This window comes from Actinocatenispora thailandica (genome assembly GCF_016865425.1).
Classification (GTDB): domain Bacteria; phylum Actinomycetota; class Actinomycetes; order Mycobacteriales; family Micromonosporaceae; genus Actinocatenispora; species Actinocatenispora thailandica.
On sequence record NZ_AP023355.1, the window covers coordinates 6,260,880 to 6,280,097 of the forward strand.

At 74.5% G+C, this 19,218-nt stretch carries 17 protein-coding genes; 5 read left to right on the top strand and 12 right to left on the bottom strand.

The genetic code is table 11. From position 1 onward, the window contains the following. Positions 1-77: 77 nt before the first annotated feature. The 5 genes from hemB to Athai_RS28100 all read right to left on the bottom strand — a co-directional run bounded on the left by hemB (position 78) and on the right by Athai_RS28100 (position 5,758). Entirely contained in the window at positions 78-1,061 is a 984-nt protein-coding gene (gene hemB / locus Athai_RS28080) for a porphobilinogen synthase (protein ID WP_203966347.1), read from the bottom strand. A 65-nt stretch (positions 1,062-1,126) separates the two neighbouring features. Further along, positions 1,127-2,710, bottom strand: coding sequence for a bifunctional uroporphyrinogen-III C-methyltransferase/uroporphyrinogen-III synthase (locus Athai_RS28085; RefSeq protein WP_203964264.1), 1,584 nt, complete (start codon positions 2,708-2,710; stop codon positions 1,127-1,129). Continuing rightward, a complete protein-coding gene (gene hemC / locus Athai_RS28090) occupies positions 2,707-3,633 on the bottom strand; it encodes a hydroxymethylbilane synthase (protein ID WP_203964265.1) in 927 nt (308 codons plus the stop codon). The genes Athai_RS28085 and hemC overlap by 4 nt, the downstream gene beginning before the upstream one ends. Next, positions 3,630-5,051 carry a glutamyl-tRNA reductase gene (locus Athai_RS28095; protein ID WP_203964266.1) on the bottom strand — a complete coding sequence of 474 codons (1,422 nt, stop codon included), beginning with the start codon at positions 5,049-5,051 and terminating at the stop codon, positions 3,630-3,632. The genes hemC and Athai_RS28095 overlap by 4 nt, the downstream gene beginning before the upstream one ends. Beyond that, positions 5,048-5,758, bottom strand: a complete 711-nt coding sequence (locus Athai_RS28100) for a redox-sensing transcriptional repressor Rex (RefSeq protein WP_203964267.1) — start codon at positions 5,756-5,758, stop codon at positions 5,048-5,050. Before Athai_RS28100 ends, Athai_RS28095 begins: the two co-directional genes overlap by 4 nt. Before the next feature lie 541 nt (positions 5,759-6,299). Here Athai_RS28100 and Athai_RS28105 point away from each other — a divergent pair. The 4 genes from Athai_RS28105 (at position 6,300) to Athai_RS28120 (ending at position 10,642) form a co-directional block, all read left to right on the top strand. Continuing rightward, positions 6,300-7,592, top strand: a complete 1,293-nt coding sequence (locus tag Athai_RS28105) for a sensor histidine kinase (protein ID WP_203964268.1) — start codon at positions 6,300-6,302, stop codon at positions 7,590-7,592. Next, positions 7,580-8,218, top strand: a complete 639-nt coding sequence (locus tag Athai_RS28110) for a response regulator (protein WP_203964269.1) — start codon at positions 7,580-7,582, stop codon at positions 8,216-8,218. Before Athai_RS28105 ends, Athai_RS28110 begins: the two co-directional genes overlap by 13 nt. 138 nt (positions 8,219-8,356) lie before the next feature. Then, positions 8,357-9,613 (top strand): Na+/H+ antiporter NhaA, encoded by a 1,257-nt coding sequence (nhaA, locus tag Athai_RS28115; RefSeq protein ID WP_203964270.1) that lies wholly within the window; start codon positions 8,357-8,359, stop codon positions 9,611-9,613. 111 nt (positions 9,614-9,724) lie between these two features. Further along, positions 9,725-10,642 carry an alpha/beta fold hydrolase gene (locus Athai_RS28120; RefSeq protein ID WP_239157219.1) on the top strand — a complete coding sequence of 306 codons (918 nt, stop codon included), beginning with the start codon at positions 9,725-9,727 and terminating at the stop codon, positions 10,640-10,642. 132 nt (positions 10,643-10,774) lie between these two features. Here Athai_RS28120 and Athai_RS28125 read toward each other — a convergent pair whose 3' ends face one another. Together Athai_RS28125 and Athai_RS28130 are read right to left on the bottom strand one after the other, a co-directional pair. Beyond that, positions 10,775-13,915: an SseB family protein gene (locus tag Athai_RS28125; protein ID WP_203964271.1), complete on the bottom strand. Its 3,141-nt coding sequence runs from the start codon at positions 13,913-13,915 to the stop codon at positions 10,775-10,777. A gap of 123 nt (positions 13,916-14,038) precedes the next feature. After that, positions 14,039-14,401, bottom strand: a complete 363-nt coding sequence (locus tag Athai_RS28130; protein WP_203964272.1) for a hypothetical protein — start codon at positions 14,399-14,401, stop codon at positions 14,039-14,041. 191 nt (positions 14,402-14,592) lie between these two features. Between Athai_RS28130 and mycP the strand changes: the two genes are divergently transcribed. Then, the gene (gene mycP, locus Athai_RS28135) at positions 14,593-16,170 is read left to right on the top strand and encodes a type VII secretion-associated serine protease mycosin (protein ID WP_239157220.1); all 1,578 of its coding nucleotides are present in this window, start codon (positions 14,593-14,595) and stop codon (positions 16,168-16,170) included. A gap of 216 nt (positions 16,171-16,386) precedes the next feature. Here the strand turns inward: mycP and Athai_RS28140 are convergent, their stop codons facing one another. From Athai_RS28140 to Athai_RS28160, 5 genes are all read right to left on the bottom strand, one after another. Then, positions 16,387-16,686 (bottom strand): WXG100 family type VII secretion target, encoded by a 300-nt coding sequence (locus tag Athai_RS28140; RefSeq protein WP_203964273.1) that lies wholly within the window; start codon positions 16,684-16,686, stop codon positions 16,387-16,389. A gap of 11 nt (positions 16,687-16,697) precedes the next feature. Then, the gene (locus tag Athai_RS28145; protein WP_203964274.1) at positions 16,698-17,102 is read right to left on the bottom strand and encodes a YbaB/EbfC family nucleoid-associated protein; all 405 of its coding nucleotides are present in this window, start codon (positions 17,100-17,102) and stop codon (positions 16,698-16,700) included. A gap of 69 nt (positions 17,103-17,171) precedes the next feature. Next, a complete protein-coding gene (locus Athai_RS28150) occupies positions 17,172-17,534 on the bottom strand; it encodes a hypothetical protein (protein ID WP_203964275.1) in 363 nt (120 codons plus the stop codon). Between the two features lies 1 nt (position 17,535). Further along, the gene (locus Athai_RS28155; protein ID WP_203964276.1) at positions 17,536-18,423 is read right to left on the bottom strand and encodes an SseB family protein; all 888 of its coding nucleotides are present in this window, start codon (positions 18,421-18,423) and stop codon (positions 17,536-17,538) included. A gap of 117 nt (positions 18,424-18,540) precedes the next feature. Then, the gene (locus tag Athai_RS28160) at positions 18,541-19,200 is read right to left on the bottom strand and encodes a hypothetical protein (RefSeq protein ID WP_203964277.1); all 660 of its coding nucleotides are present in this window, start codon (positions 19,198-19,200) and stop codon (positions 18,541-18,543) included. Positions 19,201-19,218 lie beyond the last annotated feature (18 nt).

Below are 19,218 nucleotides of genomic sequence, written 5' to 3' on the forward strand. Positions count from 1 at the left end.
GCGCGAGCGTCGGAGCCCAGCGCGACGCGCCGGAACCCGGCACGAGCGTCGGAGCCCGGCGCGACGCGGCGGGAGGGTCAGTACCCGGCGCGGAGCAGGCCGGCGGCCTCGACCGCCCAGTACGTGAGGATCTGCTGGGCCCCGGCCCGGCGGATCGAGGTCAGCATCTCCAGGATGGTGCGATCCCGGTCGAGCCAGCCGTTCGCGAACGCCGCCTCGGCCATCGCGTACTCGCCGGAAACCTGGTAGGCGGCGACGGGTACGTCGACGGCGGCGCGCACCGCGGCCACCACGTCCAGGTAGGGCAGCGCCGGCTTGACCATCACCAGGTCGGCGCCCTCGGCGACGTCCAGCGCGACCTCGCGCAGCGCCTCCCGGCCGTTGCCCGGGTCCTGCTGGTAGGCGCGGCGGTCGCCCTGCAGGGCCGACTCCACCGCCTCCCGGAACGGGCCGAAGAACGCCGACGCGTACTTCGCCGCGTAGGCCAGGATGCCGACGTCGGTGTGCCCGGCCGCGTCCAGCGCCTCGCGCGCCACCCCGACCTGGCCATCCATCATGCCGCTGGTCCCGACCAGGTGCACCCCGGCCTCGGCCTGGCAGACCGCCATGTCCGCGTACCGGGCGAGCGTCGCGTCGTTGTCCACCCGGCCCTGGGCGTCGAGTACCCCGCAGTGCCCGTGCGAGGTGAACTCGTCCAGGCACAGGTCGGACATCACCACGGTGGCGTCGCCGACCTCGGCGGCCACGTCCCGGATCGCCACGTTGAGCACGCCGTTCGGGTCGGTCCCGGCGGAGCCCACTTCGTCCCGGGTCAGCGGCACGCCGTACAGCATGATGCCGCCGACCCCGGCCTCGACCGCCTCGACGACCGTCTTGCGCAGCGAGTCGCGGGTGTGCTGGAGCACGCCGGGCATCGACGCCACCGGCTTCGGCTCGGCGATCCCCTCCCGGACGAACAGCGGCAGGATCAGGTCGGCCGGCCGCACCACCGTCTCGGCCACCAACCGGCGCATCGCCGGGGTGGTCCGCAACCGGCGCGGCCTTACGTCCGGGTACATCAGCTTCTCCTAGAGGTCGGAAGGCGACCCGTCGGTCGGTGCTGGTACCGCCGGCCGGGGGCCGACGATCAGCGGAACCGCAGCGCCGACGGGCCCTGCACCTTCGAGCCGCGGCGCTGCTTGGGCGGCATCTGGGCGAGCTTCTCCTTCAGCTCGACCGCGTACTCGGCGAGCGCCTCGACCTCGTCGGTGATCGACGCGTGCTCCGGCTGCACGTCGACCCGCAGCCCGAACTCGACGGCGGTCTCCGCGGTCTTCGGCCCGATGCAGGCGACGACCGTACGGGCGTGCGGCTTGCCGGCGATGCCGACCAGGTTGCGCACCGTGGAGGACGAGGTGAACAGGACCGCGTCGAACCCGCCGGACTTGATCGCGTCCCGGATGTCGGCCGGCGGCGGCGCCGCCCGCACCGTGCGGTAGGCGGTGACGTCGTCGACCTCCCAGCCGCGCTCGACCAGGCCGGCGGCGAGCGTCTCGGTGGCGATGTCGGCGCGCGGCAGCAGCACCCGGCCCACCGGGTCGAGCACGTCGTCGAACGGCGGGAACTCGGCGAGCAGGCCGTCGGAGGACTGCTCGCCGTCCGGCACCAGCTCGGGCTGGATGCCGAAGCTGCGGACCGCCTCGGCGGTCGCGTCGCCGATGCAGGCGATCTTGACGCCGCCGAAGTGCCGGGCGTCCAGGCCGTGCTCGGCGAACTTCTCCCACACCGCGCGCACCGCGTTGGTGGAGGTGAAGACGATCCACGCGTACCGGCCGTCGACCAGGCCCTTGATCGCCCGCTCCATCTGCGCCGGGGTACGCGGCGGTTCGACGGCGATGGTGGGTACCTCGGACGGGATCGCGCCGTACACCCGGAGCCGGGCGGACATCGCGCCGGCCTGCTCCTTGGTGCGCGGCACCAGGACCTTCCAGCCGTACAGCGGGCGGTTCTCCCACCAGCCGAGCTTGTCGCGCTGCGGTACGCCGCCGCCCAGGGTCAGCACCACCGGGCCGCCGAAGCCGAGCGCCGCCTCCACAAAACTGTCCACAGTGGACGACGTGGTGTACTGCGTCTCGCCGGTGCCGTCACCGGTCACCGCCACCGGAACACCGCCGTCGACGCCCGCGGCGAGCAGCCCGTCGCGTACCTGCGCGAGGCTGCCGGCGTCCACGGTCAGCGCGAGCGAGGACTGGTCGCCGGCCCCGCCGAGCGCCGCCGCCACCGCGTCGAAGTCGAGGTTGACCACGTCGTCCGCGTCCACCTCGGTCCGCACCGGGCCGGGCGGCATGCCCGCGTACGAGGCGACCGCGGAGGCGTGACTGATCCCCGGCACCACCTCGAACGGCACCGCGCTGCGCGACACCGCCTGGATCTCCTTCACCACCGAGTCGTGCCCGTACGGGTCGCCGGCCACCAGCCGGACCGCGGACAGCCCGGACCGGGCCGCGGACAGCAGCACCTTGGCGATGTCGCCGGGCGCCCCCTCGGCGGGGCTGCGCTCCGCCCCCTCGGACAGCACGGCGGACAGCAGGACTTCGGGCACCGACCGGTCGTACACCACGTGGTCGGCTGCGGCCACCGCCTCCGCCGCACGCCGGGTGAGCAGGCCCGGGTCACCGGGACCGGCGCCCACCACGGTGATGCGGCCGACGGACTTACGCGCGCGGGTCATCGTGCACTCTCCAACAGGGAATCAGCGCCAGCGTCGAGCAGCTCGGCGGCAAGCCGCCGGCCGACCGACTCGGCGTCGGCGGGCGTTCCGGTACCGAGGCGGCGGATCGACGCACTTCCGTCGAGCGCCACCACGGCACCGCGCAGGGAAAGGACCCCGTCCGTCACCGTGGCGTACCCACCGACCGGGGCGGTGCAACCCGCCTCCAGGGTCGCGAGCAGGGTGCGCTCGGCGAGCACCGCGGCCCGGGTGTCCGGATCGTCCAGCGCACCCACCGTCGCGGCCAGTTCGGTGTCGGTGACCCGGCACTCCACCGCCAGCGCACCCTGCGCCGGCGCGGGCAGTACCAGGTCGGGGTCGAGAAACTCGGTCACCTCGGTGAGTCGGCCGAGGCGTTGCAGGCCGGCCGCGGCCACCACCACGGCATCCAGCTCACCGGACTCCACCTTGCGGATCCGGGTGTCCACGTTGCCGCGGATCGGTACGCAGGTCAGCCCGGCGCCGAGGGCGTTGAGCTGGGCCATCCGGCGCGGCGCACCGGTACCGACGCGGGCGCCGGCCGGCAGCTTCGCGAGGCCGACACCGTCGGCGGCGACCAGCACGTCGCGCGGGTCGGCGCGCTCCGGCACCGCGGCGATCACCAGCCCGGGGGCCGGCTCCGTCGGCAGGTCCTTGTACGAGTGGACGGCGACGTCGATCTCCCCGCCGGCCAGCGCGTCGCGCAGCGCGGACACGAAGACCCCGACGCCGAGCCGCTGCACCGGCGCGGCGGACCGGTCGCCGGTGGTGACCACCTCGACCAGCTCCACCGGGCGACCGCTCGCCGCCCGCAGCGCCTCCGCCACCTGGCCGGACTGCGCCACGGCGAGCGCGCTGCCGCGGGTACCCAGCCGTATCGGCCGGGCCGCTGAACTGCCCGTCACCCGATCTCTCCGTCCTCACGAACCTCGGTGCCGCTGATCGGCCTGCTCTCGGTGGGCGCCACCCGGATCGCCTCGGCCGCCGCGCCGTCCGCCACGTCCAGGTCGAACAGCTCGCGCAGGACCTCGGCGTACCGGTCCCCGCCGGGCTCCGCGGCCAGCTGCCGAACCCGGACCGTCGGCTGGTGCAACAGGCGTTGTACCACCCGATGCACGGTGCGGGCCATTTCGGCGCGCTGCGCGTCGGTCAGCTCCGGCCGGCGCTGGGCCAGCCGGCGCAGTTCGGCGGCGACCACGTCGTCCGCCCGGCCCCGCAGCGCGGCGACCGTGGGAGCCACGTTCGCGCTGCGCAGGAAGCCGAGGAAGGCGTCCAACTCGTCGGCGACGATGCGTTCCGCGGCCGGCACCGAGCCCTCCGCCGCGAACGTGGCGGCACCGGTCGCCGCGGCGTCCGGCGCCGTCTGTTCGTCGCCTGCGCTGTCCAACGACGAACCGAGCCGTTCGATGTCCACCACGACCACGCCGGGCAGCCCGGCCACCCCGGCTTCGACGTCCCGCGGTATCGCGAGGTCCAGCAGCAGCAACGGATCCCCGGCCCGGCGGCCGATCGCCCCGGCGACCAGATCGACGCCGAGAACGTGACCGGTGGACGCGGTCGCGGACACCACCAGGTCGGCCGCGGCGAGCTCGTCGGCCAGGTCGGTCAGGCCGACCGACCGGCCGCCGTACCGCTCGGCGAGCCGGCGGGCCTGGCGCACACCGCGGTTGGCGACCACCAGCTCGCCCACGCCGTACCGGGCGAGGGTGGCGGCCGACAGCGCGCCCATCGCACCGGCACCGACGACCAGCGCGCGGCGGCCGGCGAGCCACTGCTCGGCGCCGGCACCGACGGCCCGGTCGACGCCGAGCGACAGCGCCGCGGTCAGCACGTTCTGGCCGGCCCGGTCGATGCCGGTCTCGGAGTGCACCCGCTTGCCGACCCGCAGCGCCTGCTGCAGCAGCTCGTGCAGCAGCCGGCCGGGCGCCTCGACGTCCCGGGCCACCGCGTACGCGTCGCGCAGCTGGCCGAGCGCCTGCGCCTCACCGACCACCATCGAGTCCAGCCCGCCGGCGACCCGGAACGCGTGCCGGACCGCCTCGTCGTCGTAGTGCACGTACAGGTGGCTGGCGAGCGCGGCGACGTCGCAGCCGGCGCGGCCGGCCAGCTCGGCGCCGATGTCGGCGAGCGCGCCGTGGAACGCGGACACCGCCGCGTACACCTCCACCCGGTTGCAGGTGGACAGCACGACGGCCTCGGCGACGTAGGGCCGGGCCAGCAGCCGGCGCAGCAGCTCCGGCAGCTCGCCCCCCGGTACCGACAGCTTCTCCAGCAGTTCGACCGGTGCGGTGCGGTGCGACAGTCCGACGACGAGCAGGTTCACGACCCGGTCGCCTCCCCGGCAGCGGGCGTCGCCGGTAGCGCGGTGAGCGCCTTCCGGTGCTCGTGGAACGACAGGATCTGCATCTCCACGGCCAGGTCCACCTTCCGCACGTCCACCCCGCTCGGCACGTTGAGCACGCAGGGCGCGAAGTTCAGGATGCTGGTCACGCCGGCACGGACCAACTGGTCGGCCACCTGTTGGGCGGCCCGCGCCGGGGTGGCGATCACGCCGATCGAGATGTCCTCGGCGGCCACCACCTCGGCCAGCTCGTCGACGTGCCGGACCACCAGGGCACCGATCCGCTCGCCGACCTGGGCCCGCTCGGCGTCGAACAGCGCCGCGATGGAGAACCCCCGGCTGGCGAACCCGCCGTACCCGGCGAGGGCGTGACCGAGGTTACCGATGCCGACCAGGGCCACCTTGCGGTGTTTGGTCAGCCCGAGGACGGCCTCGATCTGGGTGATCAGCAGCGCGACGTCGTAGCCGACGCCGCGCGTCCCGTACGACCCGAGATGGGAGAGGTCCTTGCGCAGCTTCGCCGAGTTCACCCCGGCGGCGGTGGCCAGCCCCTCGCTGGACACCGTGTCGTGCCCCTCCTGCGCGAGGCTGTGCAGGGCGCGCAGGTATTCGGGCAGGCGGGCCACGGTGGCCTCGGGCAGATCCGGGAACACGGGGCTCGCTGAACTGTCGGTGCGCTGCTGACTCATCTGACTCTCGGTTGCGATCCTCGGCGGTCCCAGCGTACGACCGACACGGCATTCGGCCGAATCAGTCGCGGTGATACAGCGGCGCCGACGGTGACGGGCATGTCGAGCTGATCGTGCGGACCCGCTGACGCACCGCGGTCACGGTGTGGTAGGTCTCGCGCCGTTGCCGCCAGCGTATGCGTTTGTGAACGCACGCACAAATCGCGATCTTGACGGTTCGTCACCACACGAACACTTGTCGGCGTATCTTGGCGCCGCGATCGGCCCGGTTTGCGACGCACGCCACCAAACCGCCCCAGCCGGGTCCGAGTGTCGTGGGCCACGCTCGGCAACCTCGACACCCGACGCCGGTAGCGCACGCTCGGCAACCTCGACGTCCGACGCCGGTAGGGCTGGCCCCAGGGCCGGCTCGCCGGGCCACCCGATGGGAATCCCGCCGCCGCCTCTCTACCGTCATAGCCATGAGGGAGCGTCCGGGAGCTAACCACGGGCACCGCGCACCGTGGTGTCGCACGCACGTTCCGACGAAGGGGGAAGGTTCGTGAGCACCGCAGCGCCCGTCGCCACCGAGCACCACCGGCGTTCCACCGTGTCCCAGCTCTTCGTCGACACCGGGTACTGCCTCGCGGACTTCCCGCTGTCGGTGGCGAGCTTCGTCGTGCTGCTGACCCTGTTCTGCGCCGGCATGGGCACGTTCGTCGCCGTCGGTGGGGCGTTCGTCCTGCTCGCCGGGATGCACGTGGCGCGGGCGTTCGCCGGGCTGGAGCGTCGGCGGCTGCCCAGCGTGCTGCGCGCGCCGGTCACCGCCCCGCGGTACCGCAAGGACCACACCAAGCACACCGGGCTGCGCCGGCAGCTGGTCCCGCTGGTCGACCCGCAGTGCTGGCGCGACCTGCTGTTCGGTATCACCCGGTTCGTCACCGGAGTGACCGGGTTCGTGGTGACGATCACCTGGTGGGCGGTCGCGGTCGGCTACACGCTGAGCTTCCTCTGGGCCTACCCGGTGCTGCCCTACCTGAACGGCATCTCGGATCTGCTCGGCATGCCGCACAAGTACGGCTACGTGGTGGCGGTGGACACCGGCATCGGGCTGCTGTTCCTGATCAGCGCCCCGTTCGTGGTGCGCGGGATGGCGCTGATGAACGCCGGCCTGGCCAGCGGGCTGCTCACCCGGCACCGGGTCGACGCGCTGCAGGAGCGGGTCGAGGAGCTGACCGAGAGCCGGGAGGCGGCCCGCTCGGCCGAGGCGTCCGCGCTGCGCCGGCTGGAGCGCGACATCCACGACGGCCCGCAGCAGCGGCTGGTCCGGCTGACCATGGACCTGAGCCTGGCACAGCGGCGGCTGCGGACCGATCCGGAGCATGCCGAGCCGCTGCTCGCCGAGGCGATCCAGCAGACCCGGGAGACGCTGGACGAGCTGCGCGCGCTGTCCCGGGGGATCGCGCCGCCGATCCTCGCCGACCGCGGGCTCGCCGCCGCGCTGGCCGCGGTGACCGGGCGCTGCACGGTACCCACCGAGCTGTCGGTGTCGCTGCCGGACCACGAGCGGTTGCCGGAAAGCGCCGAGAACACCGCATACTTCCTGGTCGCCGAGGCGCTGACGAACGTCGCGAAGCACAGCGGCGCGACGTGGTGCGAGGTGAAGGTGACCGGGGATGGCAGTCTGTTGTACGTGACGATCTCCGACAACGGCAGGGGCGGTGCGCACACCGCCAAGGGCCACGGCCTGTCCGGCCTGGCCGACCGGGTCCGCGCCGCCGACGGCCGGTTCCACGTGGACAGCCCCGCCGGCGGCCCGACCGTACTGACCGCGGAGCTGCCATGCGCGTCGTAGTCGCCGACGACTCGGTGCTGCTGCGCGAGGGCATCGTCCGGCTGGTCACCGAGGCCGGGCACGAGGTGGTGGCGGCCGTCGGCGACGGCCCGGCACTGGTCGAGGCGATCACCGAGCACCGCCCCGACGTGTCCATCGTCGACGTGCGGATGCCACCCAGCCACACCGACGAGGGGCTCCGCGCCGCCATCGAGGCGCGCAAGAACGTGCCGGGCACCCCGATCCTGGTGCTCTCCCAGTACGTCGAGGTGTCGTACGCCGACGACCTGCTCGCCGACCGCGTCGGTGCGGTGGGCTACCTGCTGAAGGACCGGGTCGCGGACGTCGACGAGTTCCTCGACGGGCTGGTCCGCGTCGCCGGCGGCGGTACCGTGCTCGACCCCGAGGTGGTCTCCCAGCTGTTCGTGTCCCGCAAGGACCCGATCCGTACCCTCACCCCGCGCGAGCGCGACGTGCTGCAACTGATGGCCGAGGGACGGACCAACACCGCCATCGCCCGCGCCCTGGTGGTCACCGAGGGCGCGGTGGAGAAGCACATCTCGAACATCTTCGGCAAGCTGGCGCTGGCCCCGTCCGACTCCGACCACCGCCGGGTCATGGCGGTGCTGAGCTACCTGCGCAGCTGACCCGCACCCGCGCGGCGGACCGGGCGCTACCTGCGCGGTTGACGTCGGGCCCGGTGGTGGGCAGGTAGGGTTGGCGGCGGAGCGCCGGGAAGCCTGGTCGGCACGCCTCACCGTGCTACCCGGATCAGGAGCCAGCCGATGCCCGAGCGCCTACCCGTCTCCCGGTTGATCGAGCGCGCCCGGCGGATCCGGCAACGCCGCCGCCGGGTGCAGCGCCGCACCGCGGACGCCGCGATCACCCTCGCCGGCTACCTGCGCACCGAGACGATCGGCGGCATCGTGATGCTGGCCGCCGCCATCGCCGCGCTGGCCGTCGCGAACAGCCCCGCCGCCGGGCTGTACCAGCATGTCCGGGACGCCCGGTTCGGCCCCGAGGCGCTGCACCTGTCGCTGACCACCGGCGAGTGGGCCGCCGACGGGCTGCTCACGCTGTTCTTCGTGATCGCCGGGCTGGAGCTCAAACGCGAGCTGGCCGTGGGTGAGCTACGCAACCCGCGTACCGCGATGCTGCCGGTGTTCGGCGCGATCGGCGGGATGGTGGTGCCGGCGCTGGTCGCCCTGATCGTCGGGCACGGCACCGCCGGCATCGACCAGGCGTGGGCGGTACCGGTCGCCACCGACATCGCCTTCGCGCTGGCCGTGCTCGCGGTGACCGCCCGGACCCTCCCCGCCTCCGTCCGGGTCTTCCTGCTCACCCTCGCCGTGGTCGACGACCTCGGCGCGATCCTGCTGATCGCGGTGCTGTTCACCGCGCACCTGGCGGTCCTGCCGCTGATCGGCGCCGCCGCCAGCATCGGCGGGTACCTGCTGCTGCAACGGCTGCGGTTCCGCGGCTGGCCGGTGTACCTGGCGCTCGGTGTGCTGGCCTGGGTGCTGCTGCACACCAGCGGCATCCACGCCACGCTGGCCGGGGTCGCGATCGGCCTCGCCACCCGGGTCCGCCGCGACCCCGGCGAGGCGCACGCCCCCGCGGAGTACGCCGAGCACCGGCTGCAGCCGATCAGCGCCGGCGTCTGCGTGCCGATCTTCGCGTTCTTCGCCGCCGGGGTGTCGCTCTCCGGCGGCGCCCTGCCGGCGCTGGTCACCGACCGGCTCGCCTGGGCCATCGTGGCCGGTCTCGTCGTCGGCAAGGCGATCGGCGTGTTCGGCGGGGCGCTGCTCGCCATCGGGCTGCGGCTGGCCCGGCTGCCGTCCACCATGCACTGGCGTGACCTGGCCGCGGTGAGCGTCCTCGCCGGCTGCGGTTTCACCGTCAGCCTGCTCATCGCCGAGCTGGCCTTCGGCGTCGGCGAGGAAGGCGACCGGCTCAAGACCGCCGTACTGGCCGGCTCGATCATCGCCGCGGTGCTCGCCACCTTCCTGCTCCGCCGCCGGGTCCGCGCCCACCATGGGTGACCACCGGCCGCCGCGGCGGGGCTGGCACCGTCCGGTGGGTGCCGGCGCCTACGCTGGGGCCATGTCTGGACGGTCCGGCCGTGCTTCGCGTACCGCGCCGGCGGGGCGCGCGTGACGCCCCCGCCGGACGAGAGCTGCGTGCTCGTCGACGGGCCGTGGACGCACCGGTTCGTCGGCGCCAACGGCAGCCGGTTCCACGTCGCCGAGTCCGGTTCCGGGCCGCTCGTCCTGTTCCTGCACGGCTTCCCGGAGACCTGGTACGGCTGGCGGCACCAGCTGACCGCCCTCGCCGACGCCGGCTACCGCGCCGTCGCCGTCGACCTGCGCGGGTACGGCGCGAGCGACAAACCGCCCCGCGGCTACGACGGGTACACGATGTCCGCCGACGTGGACGGCCTGATCCGGGCGCTCGGCGAGCGCGACGCGGTGCTGGTCGGCCACGACCTCGGCGGCCTCGTCGCCTGGATGGCCGCCGCGTTCCACCCGCAGCGGGTGCGGCGGCTGGTCGTGTGCGCCGCCGCCCATCCGCTGCGGCTGCGCACCGGGCTGTTCGCCGACCCGCGCGGCCAGCTGTCCGCCAGCCGGCACCTGCTGAAGTTCCAGGTGCCCCGGTACGAGCACGTGCTGACCCGCGACGACGCCGCGATCGCCGCGCAACTGATGACCGACTGGGCCGGCCCGTGGCGGGCCAGCGCCGAGTTCGCCGACTACCTCGCGCACTGCCGGCAAGCGATCCAGATCCCGCAGGCCGCGTTCTGCGCGCTGGAGGCGTACCGCTGGGTGTTCCGCGGCGCGCTGCGGCCGAGCGGCCGGCGCTTCGTCAAGCTGATGCAGCAGCCGATCACCAGCCCCACCCTGCACCTGCACGGCGCCGAGGACACCGGCGTGCTACCGCGCACCGCGCAGGGCTCCGGCCGGTACGTCGCCGCCCGGTACGAGTGGCGGCTGCTCGACGGTGTCGGCCACCTCATCCAGCAGGAGGTCCCCGACCTGGTCAACGCGGAGATCCTGCGCTGGATCAAGGACTAGCCGGGCACCTCCACACGCCCAGGCGCACCCGCGGCGCCGGGTTCGCTCGGTGTTGGCGGGCCTTCGCACCCCAACCCCAGGCAGCCGCGCGCCAGGCGCCGGCGTACCCCGGCGCCCAGCGATACGAACCGGTCAGATCAGCGGATGCCACCGATGGTGGTCGGCGTTGAAGACGGCGAGCACCGTCGTCTCACCGTCCGGATCGATCCGGTACAACTCGGCCCCGTGCGGAAGCCGCGCCGTCGGGACCCGGTACTCCACGAGTTCCGGATCGGCGGCCGACCGCACCGCCGCCAGCACCGGCAACACCTGCGCGGACTCGACGTGCCAGCGGATCGCGTGCACCGGCTCGGGCACGACCTCGCCGGACAGGCCGGTGGCCACCCGCAGGTCCCCGGCGCGTACCGGGGCGTCGGCGGCCGGATGGATCCAGCCGCCGACCCGATCGAAGTGTCGCTCCAGGTAGAACGGCACCTGCGCGTCGGGCAGCACCTTCTGCAGCAGCGCCGGGAAGGACAGTGCCGCTACCGGCTCGGCGAGTGCCGGCTCGTCCTCGATCGCCGGCGGTACGGGCGGCCACTCCGGCGCCGGTTCGCCGTCGTCCGGCGCGTTCTCGGCGGGTCCGGCCGGCGCATCGGTCGGGGCAGCAGCAGCCTGCACGGCGGTGACCGCGGTGCCGGCACCGGGCCCGGGTGCGGCGGACGCATCGGTCGGGGCGGGGGCAGCCGGCACGGCGGTGGCCGCGGTGCCGGCACCGGGCCCGGGTGCGGCGGACGCATCCTGGGCGCCGGCGCCGGCCGCGCCGGTGTCGCCCTCGTCGCCCGGCTCGCCGTCACCGGGCGCGCTGCCGGCCGAACCGGCACCGTCCGGCGGCGCGCCATCGAAGCGAGCACCGTCCGGCACTGCACCGTCCGAACCGGCCTCGACCGGCGCGGCACCATCCGACCCGGCGCCGTCCGGCTCCGCACCATCGGAACCGGCCTCGGCCGGCCGCGGGCCACCGGCACCAGCGCCGTTCCACGCTGCACCGCCGGAACCGGCCCCGTCCGGTGCTGCACCGTCCGAGCCGGCGCCGGCCCGCTCCCCATCGGCCGAGCCAGCGCCGTCCGGCACGGTGCCACCCGAGCCAGCGCCGACCGGGTCCGCATCACTCGGCGCGGCACGAACCAGCCCAGCGTCGACCGGGTCCACGTCACCCGGCGCGGCGCCGACCCGGCCAGCGCCGTCTGGGTCCGCATCACTCGGCGCGGGGCCAAACCGGCCGGCGCCGACCGGGTCCGCGTCACCCGGACCAGGGTCGGCCGGCACCTCGACCGTGCCCGGGGCTGCCGGCGCGGCGCCGGTCCCGGCTCCGGCCGCGCCCGAATCGGCGGCGGTCGCGGACGAACCCGTCCCGGCCACCCCCGCATCGCTCGCACCGGCGTGATGACCGTGGCCGGCGTCGGCGCCGGCCACCTCCGGCCCGGCGGGAGCCGGGGCCGCGTCCGCGGGCTGGTCGCCGGGTCCCGTCGCGGCGCCGTCCGCAGGGCCGCTCGGCGCGGCATCGGCCGTCGCCCCCGGCGGGATCCGGTCGTCGGGCCCGGCCCCGTCCGGCTGCACCGTGGCCGGCTCCTCCGATGCGCTCGCCGCGCTCGGCACCGCCGCGCTCGGCGCCGCTGGGGCTGACCCGCCGGCGGCCAGCGGGCCAGCCGCATCGTCGGCGGCCTCGTGCCGGCCGGCCTGCCGTTCGGCCGGCGGGTACCCGGTGGCGTCCGGACCGGTGGGCGCCGACCACGGGGACGCGTCGGGACGGTCCTCCGACGCAGGTTGCCCCGACACCGGCACCGGCTGCGCCGGTACCAGCGGCGGGCCCTCGGACCGCTGGGGCGGCAGGACGCCGAGGCGCTCGGCCAGGTGGGTGCGGCGGGCCCACTCGGCGAGTTCGGCGATCTGGTCACCGTCGACGGTGGCGCTCACCGGGCTGTCCGGGTTGAGCGCGAGGAACCACTCGCGGTGCGGCCAGTGCTCGACGAGCAGCACGAACGGCACCACCGCGTACGGCGCGGCGCCGATCCGCTCGCGCATCCGTTCCTGCGAGGTGAACACCGGAACCTGCGGCGTGCCGTTACGTTCGATGCTCGGCCAGGGGAAGTCGGGTTTGGTGACCGCGGTCGGCCCCGGGTTGGCCCCCTCCGGCACCGGCACCAGCAGGTACGCGCCGAGCAGCGCGTCCATGAACGTCTTCCGGTCCCCGGTGCGGGACGCGTCCAACAGGGTCTGCTCCAGCGGGCTCGCCGGCTGGAACCCGGCCGCGCCGGCGGCGCCGTTCGAGAGCACCGGCATGGTGCCCGGTTGGTCTCCCGCGGCCGCCGGCCGGGACTGACCGGCCGCCGGCTCGGCGTGCTGCGCCGCCCCGGCCTGCTGCTGGTACCGGGCTGCCGCGTCGCCCGGCGGGTACGCCTGCTCCTGGCCGTGCTCGGCCGGCTGTGCCCCACCCTGCTGGTACGGCGGCGCGGAGGCCGGCTGCTGGTACGGCTGGGCGGAGGCCGGCTGCGGGTACGGGGGCGCGGAGGCCGGCCGGTACGGGTCGGCGCCCGGCGCCGCACCCGCCTGGCCGCCCTCCGGCGCCGTAGCTGCCTGGCCGCCACCCGGCGCCGTAGCTGCCTGGTCGGCGCCCGGCGCCGCACCGGCCTGGCCATCGGCGGGAGCAGCGGCCACGGTCTGCCCCGGGTCCGCCGGTTGCGCCGGGTCGGTCGGTCGGGCCGGCGCCTGCTGGGTCTGCAGCGGGTCGGCCGGTTGCTGGCCGGCACCGTCCGGCTGGCCGGCACCGTCCGGCTGGGCGGCACCGTCCGGCCGGTACGCGACGGTGGGGTCGGCGGGTGCGGTGCCGCCGACGGCGAGCTGCGCACCGAGCTGGACACCGGTGAGCTGGCTGACGAACGTACCGGGCAGGTAGCCGGCGATCGGCAGCCCGAAGTCGACGGCGAGCCACCAGGACTCGTCCGGCCACCAGGCGCAGACCTCGGCGAGCCGGCCGGTACGGAACTGGTCGGTCGGCCGGCCCATGATCGACGCCAGCGCCTGCTGGGAGCTGAACGCGAGGATGTACGTGCGGCCCTCGTACCCCCAGGTCGCCCAGGTGCCCGGCTGCGCGGCACCGGTGGCGTCCGCGGCGAACGGCAGGATCAGGTCGGCGGCGCCGAGCACCTCGAAGTAGCGGTCCTGTTCCCCCCGCTGCATGGCATCGAGCAGTGCCCGCTCGACGTCGTTCGCCGGCTGCCATTCGTCGGCCATCACGCCTCCCTGCCGTCGTCGAGCTGCCTGCCTGCGCCGAGTGCGCCGGGGCCGGGGCCGGTCGTCGTTGCCCGGAATCGGCCAGCAGACAACGTACCGACCCGGCTCAACGGGCCGACAGCGTCAACTGCGTTCCTCACTCAGCTCACTGACCTCGTCACGCTTGGCCCATGCCTGGTGGACGCCGCGATCGAACTCGGTCAGGTTCAACCCGTCCGGCGGCGGCAGCTCGCCGAGGTATTCCACCCGGTACCAGGAGCCGTGCTCCCCGATGACCTGGAACGGCTGGTCCCGCCAGCGGCACCGGACGGTCAGGTACCCGAGTTCGGCGACGTCGCCGCGCGGCACCACCCGCAGGTACCGCTGGGCGCCGATCTGCTCGAACCCGGCGGTCGGCTCCTTGGTGTACAGCCGAACCCGGTCACCGTCCGGACTGGCGTCGAACTCCTGGTCACGCCATCGCGCGTAGTACCCGTCCCGCACCACACACCTCCTCGTCCGACGTCGTGCGCGGCGGGGTCCAACCTACAAGAGGACGCCAAGATCGGCGCCGGTCGATTGCGTCCCGTTTCGCCCGGTACCGGTGCGTGCACCCGCCGGCTACGCTCCTTCTTGTGTTGAAGGGGTACGGTTCCCGCTTCGTCCCGGTTCACCCGGTGCCGCCGGGGCCCCGCCGCGTGCCGCCGCCCCACCGGGCCGGCGCGCGACTGGTCCGGGGTTGCCTCGCCGCCGCCCTCGCCACCGCCCTGGCCGTGCTCGCCGGCCCGGCGGTCACCGCCGCACCATCGAAGCACGGCGGCAGGTCCGGCGGTTCCGGCGCGGCCGGCGACGCGCCGGCCAAGCAGCAGCCCTGCGACGTGCCCGCCCGCTACACCCTGGACAACCCGCTGTCGGACACGCCGTGGACGCTCCAGCGCATCCAACCGCAGCGGGCCTGGCCGCTCAGCCGCGGCCAGGGGGTCAAGGTCGCGGTCATCGACTCCGGCGTGTCCACCACGCCCGCGTCGCTGAAGAACGCCGTGGTCGCCGGCGGCCACGACTACCTGGCCGACGGCAACGGCACCTGCGACCAGTTCGGGCACGGCACGGTCATCGCCGGCATCATCGCCGGCCGGGACGGCACCGGCGCCCCGTTCTACGGGGTGGCGCCGGACGCGGAGATCCTGCCGTTCCGGGTGCTGCGGGACGAGCAGCACAGCGGCAGCGACTCGGTGCCGACCAACATCGCGGACGCGATCCACCGCGCCACCGACGCCGGCGCCAAGGTGATCAACCTGTCCCTGACCACCCAGGACACCGAGGCGATGAAGTCGGCCGTCAGGTACGCGATCGAGCACGACGTGGTGCTCGTCGCGGCGGCCGGCAACGAGGGCGGGACCACCGCCGAGGGCTCGGCGTCCTACCCCGCGGCGCTGCCGAACGTGCTCGCGGTCGGCGGCATCGACGACAAGGGCGCGCACGTCGGCAGCTCCAACACGGCGAACTTCCTGGACGTCGCGGCACCCGGCAAGATGATCGACGGGCCGGCGCCGGCCGGCAAGGGCTTCGAGGAGTTCGCCGACGGCGGCACCAGCTTCGCCACCCCGTTCGTGGCCGGCACCGCGGCGCTGCTCCGGGCGTACGACCCGTCCCTCACCGCCGAGCAGGTGCGCAAGCGCATCATCGAGACCGCCGACCACCCGCCGCAGGGCTGGAACGAGACGGTCGGCTACGGCGTCGTCAACCCGTACCGGGCGCTCACCGCGGTGCCGAAGCCCGCCGCCGCGCCGGCCAGGCACGGCAGGCAGGCCATCGACAACCCGCAGGATCTTCGCGACCCGATGCGTACGGTGGAGGTCGTCGCCGGCATCCTCACGCCGGTGCTGCTGGTCGCCGCTTTGCTGGTGCTGATCGGCTCCCGGGTCGTCCCGCGCGGTCGGCGCCGGGCCTGGCGGTCCGGCCGGGCCACGTTCGCGTCCGACCCGGAACCAGCCCGGCCGGCCAGGGCAAGCAGCGCCAGCGACGAGAAGGCCCTCTCGATCACCGCACCGAGTTCCCGCGCACACCCGCCGAGCGGCCCGGGCGGCAACTCCGGCGGCCCGCCGGCGGGCTTCGGCGGCCCGCCGCGCGCGATCCCCGGCCGGGCCGCTCCAGGCGGCGGTCGGTCCCTCCCCGGCTCCGGCCGGGCCGTTCCCGGCTCCGGCCGGGCCGTTCCCGGCTCCGGCCGGGCCGTTCCCGGCTCCGGCCGGGCGCTCCCCGGCGGCGGTCGCCGCTGACCGGGGCCGGCACCTCCGACCGGGGCCGGCACCTCCGACCGGGGCCGGCACCTCCGACCGGGGCCGGCACCGATGACCGGGGACCGCGTCGCTGATCAGGGGCGTCCGCCGACAGTCGGCGTCGGTCGGGCCCGCCGGCCATCGGTGCCGATCCAGGGGCGCCGGCCATCGGCGCCGGCCGGGGATCGGCGGGCAGACGGCACGCGCCCGCCGGGATCAGAACTTGTTCGAGGCCTCGTCACCCTTGCCGTAGGTGTCGGCCATCTCCGCCAGGCCGGTACCGATCTGGGTGATCTCCTTGGCCAGGCTCTTGAAGTAGTCGTCGGCCTGCTTCTTCGGATCGTCGTACTTCTCCTCGAAGCCCTTGCCGTAGTCGTCGCCACCCCAGCACTTGCCCTCGGCGTCCAACCTGCCCTGCAGCCGCTTCCTGATGTCCGCGACGGCCTTGCCGACATCCTCGAACTCCGGAGCCGTCTTCTTCAGGTGCGGCGGGTCGACCCAGAAAGCGCTCGTCATGGTGACCTCCGTCAGCGTGGTGGACCGAGCCGACCCAGATCGGTCGGATCCTCCGGGAGCAGGTTCTTCAGGTCGAGCTGCTTCTCCATGCCGCCGAGCGAGCCGACACCGCCCTCCGGCATGAACGGACGCGCCGTCTCCGTCAGCTGCTCGCGCAGATCGCCGGTGGCCGCCTGCGCCACCGCGAGGATCGTCTCCGCCAGCGTGACCGAGTCGTACGACCGGAGCACCCTGGGGTCGATCTGCAGCTCGGACAGCTCACCGCGGAACGTGACGCTGGCCCGGATCAGCCCGTCCTCGGACTCGGCGGTACCGACGACCTCGGCCATCCGTTGCTGCATCACGCCGAGGTTGTCGCGCATCGTGCGGTACTGCGCCATCAGCGAGTCGATGTGCGCCTGCCAGTCAGCCCGCACCGGACACCCTCTCCTCCCGCGGCGCCGCCACCGCCGGCGCGCCGGGCTCTGCAACGGACGCCGAGACCATCAGATCCTTTCCTCACGCAGCTCGGTGACCTCCGCCGCCGGCGCCCAGGCCTGGTAGACGCCGCGGTCGAACCGCTCCAGCCCGAGAGCCTCGGCGACCGGTGCGCGGCCACCCGTGTACTCCACCCGCAGCCAGTCACCGCGGTCACCGAGCACCTTGAACGGCTCGCCGCGCCAGACGCAGCGGGTGGTCAGGTAACCGAACCGGGTCACCGCACCGAACGCCACCACCCGCCGGAACCGGCCGGGCGCCACCTCGTCGAACCCGTCGCGCACGGCGTCGGCGTAGAGGTGCAGGGCCGCGCCGTCCGGCGACGCCTCGAAGTCGGTGCCGTCGAACGTCGCGTAGTAGCCGTCCCGCACGTCAGCCCTCCCCGCCGGCCTTGCGGTGCCACGTCCGGAGATCCGCGTCGTACACCGCGGCGAGCGACTGCGCGCCGTCGGCGGCGATCCGCCACATCTCCGCATGGTGCGGCAACCGGACACTGTCCACCTTGTACTCCGGGACGGCCAGCCGGGAGTCCGCGACATACCCGTTGCCCAGGAACGGCGGATGCTCGATCACCCAGCCGTCCGGCATCGCGTGCACCGTCGCCTCGTCGGTCCCCCCGTACGGCACCCGGTAGAGGTCGGCGCAGTAGCCCGGCCACCGGATCACGTGCAGCTCGGCCGGCTCCGCCGGAAACGGCGAACCGGGAAACGCCAGGCCCAGATTCGCCACCAGGTCGGCCGGCGTGCGCAGCGACCGGGTGTCCTGCCAGCGATGCACGTACCCGGCCACGAAGCCGTAGCCCGCGTCGAGGTAGGCCGGCAGCATCGGCGGCGGCACCACCTTCTGCATCGCGGCCGGGGTCGGCCGCCGGGCCGGCACCGTGAAGTCACCCGAGGCGACCTGCCGCACCAGCCGCGGCGCCAGGTTCATCGCCAGCGGCAGCCCCGCGTCGACCGCGAGCCACCACCGCTCGTTCGGCCACTGCTCCGCCAGCGCGGCCAACCGCACCTTGCGGTACGACTCGAACCCGCCGCCGGTCCCGGCGGCCATCGCCCGCGCCGAGGAGTATGCCGCGACGTGGGTCCGCTCACCCAGCTCGACGGTGGCGAACGCGACCTGCCCGTTCACCACCGAGCCGGGCGCCATCGGCAGGACCAGGTCGAGGTCGGCGAGCAGCCGCAGGTAGCTCGCCGGGTCGTCGTGTTGCAGCGCGGCGAGCATCGCGGACTCGGTCTCGTCGACCGGTTCGTACCTGACCACCCAACCTCCTCGGCCCTACCGCAAATCTAACCGGCCCGGGCCACCGTCCCGCGGTGCCGAAGCAGCCGGGCCGGCCCGCACCGCCGGCCGCCGGCGACGCCGGTGAGCGGCACCAGCTCAGCGACCCAGCACCAGATCCGCCGCGCGGTCCAGCACGGCGCCGGCCACCTCCCGCGGTGCCGCGTAGTTCGCCGATCGGATGTGCGCCAACAGGTCCGGCTCCGGCGCGATGCCGTACTCGGCGGCGAAGTAGGCCAGCGCCTCCGACCACACCCACACCCCGTCGGTACGCACGTGCAGCGGCACCGCAGCACCCCGCTCGGCGTCGAACGGGTCGGGGTCGGATCCGTTGGCCCGCAACACGACCGGCGCCCGCCGGAGGTACGCGGCGACCGCGCCACGCTCGGCCCGGGACAGCGCGGGGCGGGCGGGATCGGCGACCGGCCGGCCGTCTGGTCCGGGCCGGTCGAACACCTGCGCCAGCCGCAACCCGGTGTCACCCCGGGCCGCCGCGGCACCCCGCTCGTCCGCCGCCCGCCAGGACCGTTGCCAGCGGTCGATCACCGCCTGCGCCTGCTGCGCCGAGATCGGCACCAGTTGCTCGTCGAGGTCACCGATGTCGTCGGCGGCCAGCAGGCCGGTCGGATGCCAGCGCCCGTCCCGCTGGTACACCTCGTCGGTCGGCAGCGGTTCGGTCGCGGTGCGCCGCACCAGGCTCCGCGGCCGCTCCACCGTGTCACCGGCGTCGAGCCGCGCGAAGTACGTCACCTCAGGCATGTTCCGCCACCCCCGTCG